11 protein-coding genes are annotated in these 11,026 nt (G+C 69.4%); 9 read left to right on the top strand and 2 right to left on the bottom strand.

The window, feature by feature from the left end:
- Positions 1-13: 13 nt before the first annotated feature.
- Together dprA and ABDJ40_RS02800 are read right to left on the bottom strand one after the other, a co-directional pair.
- Positions 14-1,144, bottom strand: coding sequence for a DNA-processing protein DprA (gene dprA / locus ABDJ40_RS02795; protein WP_347605762.1), 1,131 nt, complete (start codon positions 1,142-1,144; stop codon positions 14-16).
- A 32-nt stretch (positions 1,145-1,176) separates the two neighbouring features.
- Positions 1,177-2,343 carry a LysM peptidoglycan-binding domain-containing protein gene (locus ABDJ40_RS02800; protein ID WP_347605765.1) on the bottom strand — a complete coding sequence of 389 codons (1,167 nt, stop codon included), beginning with the start codon at positions 2,341-2,343 and terminating at the stop codon, positions 1,177-1,179.
- 290 nt (positions 2,344-2,633) lie between these two features.
- On the opposite strand from ABDJ40_RS02800, the gene def reads away from it, so the two are divergent.
- The 9 genes from def to ABDJ40_RS02845 all read left to right on the top strand — a co-directional run bounded on the left by def (position 2,634) and on the right by ABDJ40_RS02845 (position 10,998).
- Positions 2,634-3,149: a peptide deformylase gene (def, locus tag ABDJ40_RS02805; RefSeq protein WP_347605768.1), complete on the top strand. Its 516-nt coding sequence runs from the start codon at positions 2,634-2,636 to the stop codon at positions 3,147-3,149.
- Between the two features lie 5 nt (positions 3,150-3,154).
- Positions 3,155-4,123, top strand: a complete 969-nt coding sequence (gene fmt, locus ABDJ40_RS02810; protein WP_269632137.1) for a methionyl-tRNA formyltransferase — start codon at positions 3,155-3,157, stop codon at positions 4,121-4,123.
- Positions 4,124-4,179: 56 nt separating this feature from the next.
- Positions 4,180-5,028: a zinc metalloprotease HtpX gene (htpX, locus tag ABDJ40_RS02815; protein WP_347605771.1), complete on the top strand. Its 849-nt coding sequence runs from the start codon at positions 4,180-4,182 to the stop codon at positions 5,026-5,028.
- 35 nt (positions 5,029-5,063) lie between these two features.
- Positions 5,064-5,504, top strand: a complete 441-nt coding sequence (locus ABDJ40_RS02820; protein ID WP_269631966.1) for a hypothetical protein — start codon at positions 5,064-5,066, stop codon at positions 5,502-5,504.
- A 176-nt stretch (positions 5,505-5,680) separates the two neighbouring features.
- Positions 5,681-6,451, top strand: coding sequence for a head GIN domain-containing protein (locus tag ABDJ40_RS02825; RefSeq protein WP_347605775.1), 771 nt, complete (start codon positions 5,681-5,683; stop codon positions 6,449-6,451).
- Between the two features lie 230 nt (positions 6,452-6,681).
- A complete protein-coding gene (locus ABDJ40_RS02830; RefSeq protein WP_347605778.1) occupies positions 6,682-8,523 on the top strand; it encodes a polysaccharide biosynthesis protein in 1,842 nt (613 codons plus the stop codon).
- An 84-nt stretch (positions 8,524-8,607) separates the two neighbouring features.
- Positions 8,608-9,345 (top strand): AzlC family ABC transporter permease, encoded by a 738-nt coding sequence (locus tag ABDJ40_RS02835; protein WP_347605781.1) that lies wholly within the window; start codon positions 8,608-8,610, stop codon positions 9,343-9,345.
- Positions 9,342-9,686 carry an AzlD domain-containing protein gene (locus ABDJ40_RS02840; RefSeq protein WP_347605784.1) on the top strand — a complete coding sequence of 115 codons (345 nt, stop codon included), beginning with the start codon at positions 9,342-9,344 and terminating at the stop codon, positions 9,684-9,686. Before ABDJ40_RS02835 ends, ABDJ40_RS02840 begins: the two co-directional genes overlap by 4 nt.
- A gap of 118 nt (positions 9,687-9,804) precedes the next feature.
- Positions 9,805-10,998: a phosphoglycerate kinase gene (locus ABDJ40_RS02845; protein WP_347605787.1), complete on the top strand. Its 1,194-nt coding sequence runs from the start codon at positions 9,805-9,807 to the stop codon at positions 10,996-10,998.
- Positions 10,999-11,026 lie beyond the last annotated feature (28 nt).

Genomic DNA, 11,026 nt, shown 5'->3' on the forward strand with positions numbered 1-11,026 from the left:
GGGAAAGCGGGGGTCAGCCGCGCATCCGGCGTTGCAGCAGGCCGCCGGGGAGCCGGGCCACCAGACCATCCAGTTCCAGGTCCAGTAGCAAGGCCTGGAGCTGCTCCGTGGGCCAGCCTCCCCGGGCCTGCAGCGCATCCAGGCTGACAGGCTCCAGCGACATGGCGGCGAGCAGGCGCTGGTGCTCGCCGGCTCCGGCAAGCTCGGGCAGGGCGGCGTCCGCAGGGGTGTCGTCGCGAGGCATGCTGCTGTGCCGGGGCAGTTCCTCGATGACGTCTCCGGCCGATTCGACCAGCTTGGCGCCCTGACGGATGAGCGCATGGCAGCCGCGGCTCAAGGGCGAGTGGATGGATCCGGGGATGGCGAACACCTCGCGCCCGGCCTCGCCGGCCAGGCGTGCCGTGATCAGCGAGCCGCTCTGCAGGGCTGCCTCGACCACCAGGCAGCCTTCCGAGAGTCCGGCAATGATGCGGTTGCGCACGGGGAAGTGCGGTGCCAGGGCGGGGGTGTCCAGGGCGTATTCGCTCATCAGGAGGCCGTGCTCCACGATGCGCATGGCCAGGCCGGCATTGCGGCGGGGATAGAGCTCGTTGAGCCCGGTCCCCAGCACCGCCAGCGTGCCGCCTGCGGCCGAGAGTGCGCCCTCATGGGCCGCCGCGTCGATGCCCAGGGCCAGGCCTGACACCACGCAATAGCCGCTTTCGCTGAAGCTGCGAGCGAAGGTGAGGGCGTGGTCCAGGCCCTGGGGCGTGGCGTTGCGGCTGCCGACGATGGCCAGCATGGGGCGGCGCAGGAGCTCGCGCTGACCCCAGAGGTACATCAGCAGCGGCGGGTCGGCGGTCTCGAGCAGGGCCTGCGGGTAGTCGGGGTCGCCCAGCAGCAGCAGGCTGCGGCGCCGGTCTTCCTTGAGCCATTGGCGGGTGCGCTCCAGCAGCATTTCCAGCTGCTCGGGAGGGCGACCGAGGGCCTGGGCCCCTTGCGGGCCCACCACACGGGCCCACTCGGCCGGCGGACGTTCGAAGAGGGTGCGGGGCTCGCCGAAGGCTGTCAGCAGGCGCCGCAGGGAGGAGCGGCCCAGGCCGGGCGTCTCCACCAGGCGCAGCCAGGCCGACAGCTCACCGGGGTCGCGAAGAGGTGAAGGCATGCCGGGAGGCCTTGGGGCCTGGACGCGCGGCCTCAGGGCTGGCTGAAGCGGTCGCCGGCGCTGGCGGGCTGCTGCACCGAGAGGATCAGGGCATAGGACACGCGGCGGAAGGTCTGGAAGACCAGCAGCTTGCCATGCTGCTCGTCCGGCAGGCGAATGGCCTCCGGGCGGCCTTGGGGCGTCGTGGTGTCGCGGACTTCCTGGCCGGTCCGCCACAGGGCCAGCACATGGCCCCGCTCCATGCCATCCTGCGATCCCTTGTTGATCGAGACGATCTGGTTCTTGCCCGCGTTCACGGCCTCGCCGTAGACGGCGATGACCCGGCCATCGAACGCCCGGTTCGGGGCATGCGGCACGAAGCTGCCGAAGCTGCGCGGCGGCACGGGTGCCAGGCGGTCGCCGGTGTTGACTTCCTGACGCACCTGCTTGACCAGGAAGGTGGCAGGCACCTCCAGGGTCTTGCCCGCGGCCGGGGAGCCCGGACGCAGGAACTCGACCGTGCCGACATAGGCGGCCTCGTAGCCCAGCACTTCCTTGGTGACCGGATCGCGCAGCGGCTTGGCGCTGCGGAACACCCGGTAGTCGCCTTGTTGATTGGGCAGCGAACCGCGCACATAGGCCAGATCGCCCCGGCTCAGCAGCGCGCGGCCTTCCTGGGTGGCGGCCACGCGGGGGGCGGCCGCGAGGCTGTCGCTGTCCAGCACCACGGCTTCGTTGAGGAAGGGCTCGATCAGATTCATGGGGATGGCAGGGATGCCATCGTCGCCGAGCTGCTGCACGCGGGCGCGCGGCGTGAGCTTGACGGTGCCGTCCGGACCGGTGACCTGCTGGGCGAGCTCGAGGCGGGCACGGCCGTCAACCTTGACCAGCACCAGGTGCTGGCCGGGGTAGATCAGGTGGGGGTTGCTGATCTGGTCCTGGTTCATGCCCCAGAGTTCAGGCCAGCGCCAGGGGCTCTTGAGGAAGAGGGTGGAGATGGCCCACAGCGTGTCACCCTTCTTGACGGTGTAGCTGTCGGGGGCATCCGGTGCCAGCTCGGACAGGGGGACGCCCGCCTGTGCCACTTTCTGTGCCGTGTCCCGCTGGGACTGGGTGACCGGGAAATCGGTGGCCAGTGCTGGCGTTGCGCCGACGAGGGCGGCCGCAGCCCAGAGGGCGGTGGCGAGAGGGGCGGGGCGCAGCATGGGCCATGAAGTCATCGGTCGTTCTCCTGCGGTGTGCCGGGCCGTCTTGCGAGGCGCCGGAGCCGCCATTTATTTGCCTGTCAGTGATGCCTGAGAGAGTGCCTGGGAAGGGCGCCGGCTCGAAGGGCGATCGACCCGGACGCTGAAGTCCTGCAGCAGATCGGCGAAAATCCCCTCAGCTTGCGATGATTCTGCCCCCAAAGAGGGTGGGTGTTGCAATGATTCCCGCCGGAGCGTCCTTGCTCTTGCAGGCACTTACAAAGCCGCGTTGTGCATTGTCCACAGCACGGCATTGGAACCCCGAGATGGCCAAACTGAATATCCTGCGTTACCCCGACCCGCGACTGCATACTGTGGCCCAGCCGGTGGCCCTTGTGGACGATCGTATCCGCCAGCTGGTGGACGACATGCTTGAGACCATGTATGCCGCCGAGGGCGTGGGCCTGGCAGCGACCCAGGTGGACGTGCACGAGCGCGTGGTGGTGATCGACACCTCGGAGGAGCGCAACGAGCCCCGCGTGCTGATCAACCCCGAGATCATCGAGACCGGTGGCGCCCTGCGCGACGGCGAGGAAGGCTGCCTCAGCGTCCCGACCGTCTATGACAAGGTGGCCCGCCATGAGCGGGTGAAGGTCCGGGCCCTGGGCCGAGATGGCCAGCCCTACGAGTTCGAGGCCGAGGGCCTGCTCTCGGTGTGCGTGCAGCACGAGCTGGACCACCTCAAGGGCAAGGTCTTCGTCGAGTACCTCAGCTCGCTCAAGCGCGATCGCATCAAGACCAAGCTGGCCAAGAAGGCCCGCGAAGACCAGCAGCGTCGCTGATGGGACTGCGCGTTGCCTTCGCCGGTACGCCGGAATTCGCCGCCGTCGCGCTGCAGGCCCTGCTGCAGGCCGGCTTCGAGGTGCCCCTGGTGCTGACCCAGCCGGACCGCCCGGCCGGGCGGGGCATGAAGCTGCAGGCCTCGCCCGTCAAGCAGCTGGCCCAGCAGCACGGCCTGGCCCTGAGCCAGCCGATGAGCCTGCGCCTGGACGGCAAGTACCCGGACGAGGCCGCCGCGTCGCGCGAGGCCCTGCTGGCCGCGAAGCCCGACCTCCTGGTGGTGGCGGCCTACGGCCTGATCCTGCCCCAGTGGGTGCTGGACCTGCCGCGCCTGGGCTGCCTCAACATCCACGCCTCGCTGCTGCCCCGCTGGCGCGGCGCGGCGCCGATCCACCGAGCCATTGAGGCCGGTGACGCCGAGACGGGCATCACCATCATGCAGATGGATGCCGGCCTGGATACCGGCGACATGCTCCTGATCGAGCGCCTGCCCATTGCGGCCGACGACACCACCGCCACCCTGCATGACAAGCTGGCGGTCCTGGGCGGCCGGCTGATCGTCGAGGCGCTGGAGTTGGCGGCCTGCGGCGGATTCCATCCCGAGCGACAGCCGGAGGCGGGCGTCTGCTATGCCCACAAGATCGACAAGGCCGAGAGCGAGATCGACTGGACCCTGCCGGCCGCCGCCATCGAGCGGCGCCTGCGGGCCTTCGACCCCTTCCCCGGCGGGCTCAGCCAGCTGGAGGGCGAGCCACTCAAGATCTGGAAGTCGCGCCTGGCCGAAGGGCGGGGCCAGCCCGGCGAGGTGCTGGCGGCCGATGCTGCCGGCCTGCTGGTGGCCTGTGGCGAAGGCGCGCTGCGCCTGACGGAGCTGCAACGTGCCGGGGGCAAGCGCCTGCCGGCGGCGGCTTTTCTGCAGTCCCGGCCTGTGGGCGTCGGCACGGTCTTGAAACCCGCGGTGGGCAGCCCCAACTGATTGGTAGCGGCCCCGCGTGGCGGCGGCCTGTGTGTGCCTTGTCCAAGGAGTGAGCGATGTTCAACATGATGAAGACAGCCATCCTGATGGCCGCCATCACCGCGCTGTTCATGGCGATCGGCTCGGTGCTGGGCGGGCGCCAGGGCATGCTGCTGGCCCTGGTGATCGCGCTGGGCATGAACTTCTTCAGCTACTGGTTCTCGGACAAGATGGTCCTGCGCATGTACAACGCGCAGGAGGTCGATGAGAGCAGCGCGCCGCAGTTCTACCGCATGGTGCGCGAACTGGCTCAGCGGGCCGGACTGCCCATGCCGCGCGTCTACCTGATCGAGGAAGATGCCCCCAACGCCTTCGCCACGGGCCGCAACCCCGAGCATGCGGCCGTGGCCGCAACCACGGGCATCCTGCGCGTGCTCTCGGAGCGCGAGCTGCGCGGCGTGATGGCCCACGAGCTGGCCCATGTGCAGCACCGGGACATCCTCATTTCCACCATCAGCGCCACCATGGCCGGTGCCATCGGCATGCTGGGCAACTTCGCCATGCTGTTCGGCGGGCGTGACAGCGAGGGGCGCCAGACCAATCCGCTGGTCGGCCTCATCGTGATGATCCTGGCGCCCATCGCGGCCAGCCTGATCCAGATGGCCATCAGCCGCGCCCGCGAGTTCGAGGCCGACCGTGGCGGTGCCGAAATCTCCGGCGACCCCGCAGCCCTGGCTTCGGCGCTGGACAAGATCCACCGTTACGCCCAGGGCATGCCGCTGGAGGCCGCCGAGCGCCACCCCGAGACGGCGCAGATGATGATCATGAACCCGCTCTCCGGCAGCGGCATCAAGAGCCTGTTCTCCACCCATCCGCCCACCGAGGAGCGCATTGCGCGCCTGATGGAGCTGGCGCGCCAGCGCTGACTCAAGACTGCAGCCGACCGGCCGATATGCCTGGCATGACGCGCATTTCTTCCCCCCTGCGGTGGCGCCTGGCCGTCGGCCTGCTGCTCCTGCCGCTGGCCGGCTGCGAGTGGCTGGGCATCGACGATCCGGTCAAGCTGGCCGCTGCCAAGGAGGCCGAGGGCAAGGCCGTGGGCAGCGCCTGCCGCCACGCGCAGCGTGCCATCGAGGACTGCTACACGCTCAATCCCAAGGCCCAGAAGGCCGCCGTCTTCGCGGGCTGGAAGGAGATGGACGAGTACATGCGGGAGAACAAGCTGGAAGGCATCGCCCCCGTGGTGCCCCGGCCCGGCACGGCCAAGCCCGCTGACGAGGAGGCCGCCGCTGAGGCCAAGCCGGCGGACAAGGGCGGCGAGAAGCCGGCCGACAAGCCCTCCGACAAGGCCGGAAAGACCGACAAGCCCGCCGACAAGGCCGGCGCCAAGGCCTCCCACTGAGGCACCGCCCAGCCGGCCTGGCGGGCCGGCCTGCACCGCATCCGGCCCGTGGCATGGCGCCCGCCTGCTTGCATCTGGTGCCGCAGTTCCTGCAGTTCGTCATCGCCTGCTCGCCAGGCCTCCGCGGGATTTGCATCATGCGTCCATCGTCAACGCATGAGACAAGGATTCCCGCCATGAACAGCAACAAGCGCCGCTTCCTCGCCGCCTCCCTGCTCGGAGCCGCCGCCCTGCTCGGCACGGGCGCTGCCCAGGCCTGGTCCTGGAAGTGGGGCCACGGCGAGCGTGTCACCGGCGAGGGTGAGGTGACCAGCGAGCGCCGCGACGTCAGCGGCTACGAGGCCGTCGCCCTGGAGAGCGATTTCAAGGTGCTGATCCGTCAGGGCAGCAGCCACAAGCTGGAACTGCGTGCCGAGCGCAACCTGCTGCCCTACATCGAGACCCGCGTGGTCGAGAGTGGCAGGGGCCGCACCCTGGAGGTCCAGACCAAGCGCGGCTACTACATCAGCAGCAAGCAGACGCCGGTCATCGAGATCGAGATGCCCACGCTGCGCGGGGTGTCCATCGCCGGCTCGGGCAACATCAAGGTGGACTCGATGAACACGCAGGAGCTCAAGGCCAGCATCAGCGGCTCGGGCGAGATCACGCTGAACGGCGTGAAGAGCGAGCGCATGGCCATGAGCATCTCGGGCAGCGGCGACATCATCGCCAGCGGCAGCGCGAACACGCTCAGCGTGTCGGTGGCGGGCACCGGCGACATCAAGGCGCGCGAGCTGCAAGCCGAGGAGGCCAAGGTCAGCATCGCCGGCAGCGGCGACGTGATGCTGGCGGCCAGCAAGCAGCTCAAGGTCTCGATTGCAGGCTCGGGCGACGTGGCCTATGTGGGCAATCCGGAGCTGAGCCTCTCCACTGCCGGCAGCGGCAAGGTTCGCAAGCTCAACAACTGAGCCAGCCCCGCCTCCTTCCCATCGAGCAAAGGGCCGGCCCCCAGGGGGTGCCGGCCCTTTCAGCTGCTGGCGCCCCTCGAGGGCGTGGCGTGGCCGGCGCTCCTTAGAATCACGCCCAGTCCCGGGGCCTGAAGCCAGGCCCCGGCAGCATCAGTCACACGGGGAACGGCTTGGGCCAGGTCAGCCAGGGGAAGGCAGCAGGGAGTGAGGCACGGGGCCTGGGGCGTCTGGTGGGCCTGCCGCCGTGGGCCAAGACCGCGCTGCTGGTAGCTGGCGATGCGCTCTTCCTGCCGCTGTGCATGTTCACCTCGGTGGTGCTGCGCCTGGGCACCCTGGACGAGGCCCTGCAGACCGCCCTGCCGGCGCAGATCCTCTTCGCCTGGCTTGCGATCCCGGTGCTGGCCGCGGCGGGGCTGTACCGCTCCGTCGTGCGCTATCTGGACCTTCGCGTGATCGCCCGCTGCAGCGCGGCCCTGGCGGTGGAGGTCCTGCTCGTGTACAGCCTGGCCCAGCTGGCCGATCTGCGCATGCTGCCGCGCTCGTCCATGCTGATCTTCTGGTTCATCACCTTCGCCTATGTGCTGATCTCGCGCTTCATGGCGCGGGCGCTCCTGTGGGGCGCCCTGCAGCGCCATGGTCGCCCCCTGGTGCGCACGCTCATCTACGGCGCGGGCGCCGCCGGCGCCCAGCTCGCGCAGAGCATGCAGTTCAGCCCCGAGTACCGCGCCGTCGGCTTTGTCGACGATGACGCTGCGCTGCACGGCAAGAAAGTGGCGGGCCTGGACGTGCTGCCCGCCGCGCGCCTGAAGAGCGTGGCCGACAAGCTGGCCGTCGACCTCATCGTGGTGGCCGTTCCATCCGCGACCCCTGCGGTGCGCCGGCGCATCATCGAGCTCTCCGAAGGGACGGGGCGGCCGGTCAAGACCCTGCCGGGGCTGGTCGACCTGGTGCAGGGCGATGTGCGCGTGTCCGACATCCGCGAGGTCGCGCTGCCGGACCTGCTGGGCCGCGAGGCCGTGCCGCCCGATGCCAGCCTCTTCAGCCGCAACATCCGCGGCAAGGCCGTGCTGGTGACGGGGGCCGGGGGCTCCATCGGCAGCGAGCTGTGCCGGCAGATCATGAGCCAGCGCCCCGCCGTGCTGGTGCTGCTGGACCACTCCGAGTTCGCGCTCTACAGCATCGAGCAGGAGCTGCGCCCGCTGGCGCAAGACCTGACCCTGGAGGCTGTGCTCGGCAGCGTGCTGGACGAGGACCTGCTGCTGCAGCTGATGCGCCGGCACCGGGTCGACACCGTCTACCACGCCGCCGCCTACAAGCACGTGCCTCTGGTGGAGGCCAATGTGCTGCGCGGCATCAGCAACAACGTCTTCGGTTCGCAGGCCGTGGCGCGCTGCGCGGCCCAGGCCGGCGTGGCCACCTGCGTGCTGGTGTCCACCGACAAGGCCGTGCGCCCCACCAACATCATGGGCAGCACCAAGCGGGCGGCGGAGCTGATCTTTCAGGCTGCCGCCCTGGAGACCTCCCATCGCACCACTTTCGCGATGGTGCGCTTCGGCAACGTGCTGGGCTCCTCCGGTTCCGTGGTGCCGCTGTTCAAGCGCCAGATCCTGGATGGCGGACCGATCACCATCACCCATCCGGACATCATCCGCTACTTCATGCTGATCCCGGAGGCGGCCCAGCTGGTGATCCAGGCCGGTGCCATGGCCAAGGGCGGCGAGGTCTTCGTGCTCGACATGGGCGAGCCCGTGCGCATCGTGGACCTGGCGCGCACGCTGATCCGGCTGTCCGGCCTCACCGAGCGCACCGAGCGTCAGCCGGACGGCGACATCGCCATCGAGTTCGTGGGCTTGCGCCCGGGCGAGAAGCTCTACGAGGAGCTGCTGATCGGCGACGGCGTCACCCCCAGCGCCCATCCGCGCATCCTGTGTGCCCATGAGCGCCTGCTTGAGCCCGCCGTGCTGGAAACGCTGCTGGCCCAGTTGCGTGAGGCTTGCCGGGCCGGCGACCCCGAGGAGGCCATTGCCCGGCTGCGCCTGCTGGTACCGGAATACCAGCCCGCCGCCCAGTAGCCTTCTGCTGCAGAGAAGGGCGCACTGCGGGCTTGCGATGCCCCAGCGCCAGCGCCGTGATAGCCGGCTGGCGACAATGCGCACATGAGCAGTACCTTGTCGGCGTTGCGGCGCCATCCTGAATTCGGCCAGGGCGCCCGCGACATGCTGGGCATCACCCTGGGCATCTCGGCCTGGGGCCTGGTCACCGGCGTGGCCATGATCAAGAGCGGCCTGTCGCTTCCGCTGGCCCTGATGATGAGCCTGACGGTCTTCGCCGGCAGCTCGCAGCTGGCCGCGCTGCCCCTGCTGGCCGCGGGGGCGCCGCTGTGGGTGTTGTGGGCCACAGCCTTCTGCGTGAACCTGCGCTTTGTGATCTTCAGTGCGCAGTGGCGCTTCTACCTGGGCCACCTGCCACTGCGCTGGCGGCTGTTCACCGGCTATTTCGCGGCCGACCTGAACTACGTGGCCTTCATGCGCCGCTACCCCGATCCCAAGCCGGCCGACGATCCCGCCCTGGCCTATTTCTGGGGCGGCGTGGCGCTGAACTGGTGCGCGTGGCAGGTTCCGTCCATCGCCGGCATCCTGCTGGCCGACCGTGTGCCCACCGAATGGGGCCTGGGCTTTGCCGGCGTGCTGGCGCTGCTGGGCCTGACCTATTCGCTGCTGTCGGACCGCAAGAGCTGGATCTCCGCCGCCATGGCCGGCTGCGCGGCGGTGGCCAGCTATGCGCTGCCGCTGAAGCTCAACATCGTGGTGGCCATCGCGGCGGCGGTAGCCATGGGCCTGCTGCTGGACCACTGGATGCCCGACACCAAGAAGCCCGAGGAGGCCGTCAAATGAGCAGTCCGATGAGTGACTGGATGACCGCCCTGGCCATCCTCGGCCTGGCGCTGATCACCGTGCTGACCCGCAGCTTCTTCATGATCCCCAAGCGCGAGGTGCCCATGCCCGACTGGGCCAAGCAGGGCCTGCGCTATGCACCGCTGGCCGCCCTGGCCGCCGTGGTGCTGCCGCAGATCGTGATGACACAGGACGGCCAGCTCCTGCACACCTGGCGGGACGCGCGCCTCTACGCGGCGGCCGTCGGCACGGCCTATTTCTTCTGGAAGCGCGGCATCCTGGGCACGATTCTCAGCGGCACGGCGGTGATGCTGGCCCTGCGCATCGGCCTGGGCTGGTAAGCGCCTTGTCCTCGGGTACGTGGGCGGTACGGCAAGGCGGCGCCGGAGCGGCTTGGTAAGCTAGAGGGCTTGCGCTGCCGCGGCAGCCCCCGAATTCCACACAAACTCCGAGAGACTCATGAACGTCCTGCGTTTTTCCGACCTCGTGGCCGCCGGCAAGGTCGCTGGCCAGCGTGTCTTTATCCGTGCCGACCTGAACGTCCCCCAGGACGATGCTGGCAACATCACGGAAGACACCCGCATCCGCGCCTCCATTCCTGCCATCGAGATGGCCCTCAAGGCCGGCGCTGCCGTGATGGTCACCTCCCACCTGGGCCGTCCCACCGAGGGCGAGTTCAAGCCCGCGGACTCCCTGGCCCCCATCGCCAAGCGCATGGGCGAGCTGATGGGCCGTGACGTGCCCCTCGTGGCCAACTGGGTGGACGGCGTGAGCGTCGCCCCCGGCCAGCTGGTGCTGCTGGAGAACTGCCGCGTCAACAAGGGCGAGAAGAAGAACAACGAAGAGCTGGCGAAGAAGATGGCCGCCCTGTGCGACATCTACGTGAATGACGCCTTCGGCACCGCCCACCGCGCCGAGGGCACGACCTACGGCATTGCGCAGTTCGCCAAGATCGCCTGCGCCGGCCCGCTGCTGGCCGCCGAGATCGACGCCATCACCAAGGCCCTGGCCGCCCCGAAGCGCCCGCTGGTCGCCATCGTGGCCGGCTCCAAGGTCTCGACCAAGCTGACCATCCTGCAGTCGCTGTCGAAGAACGTCGACGGCCTCGTGGTGGGTGGCGGCATCGCCAACACCTTCATGCTGGCCGCCGGCCTGAAGATCGGCAAGTCGCTGGCCGAGCCGGATCTGGTGGGCGAGGCCACCGCCGTGATCGAGTCCATGAAGGCCCGTGGCGCCGCCGTGCCCATCCCCGTGGACGTGGTGACCGCCAAGACCTTCGCCGCCGACGCCCCGGCCACCGTCAAGGCCGCCACCGACGTGGCCGACGACGACCTCATCCTGGACATCGGCCCCAAGACGGCCGCCATCCTGGCCGAGCAGCTCAAGGCCGCCGGCACCATCGTGTGGAACGGCCCGGTGGGCGTGTTCGAGTTCGACGCCTTCGCCCACGGCACCGAGACCATCGCCCGCGCCATCGCCGAGAGCAGTGCCTTCAGCATTGCCGGCGGTGGCGACACCCTGGCCGCGATCGCCAAGTACGGCATCGAGAAGGACGTGGGCTACATCTCCACCGGCGGCGGCGCTTTCCTGGAGGTGCTGGAGGGCAAGACGCTGCCGGCCTTCGAGATCCTGGCCAAGCGCGCCCAGGGCTGATCGCCCCGCCCGCTCCCTGGAAAGCCCG

It is taken from the genome of Roseateles flavus, from assembly GCF_039872765.1.
GTDB classification, from domain to species: Bacteria; Pseudomonadota; Gammaproteobacteria; order Burkholderiales; family Burkholderiaceae_C; genus Roseateles_B; species Roseateles_B flavus.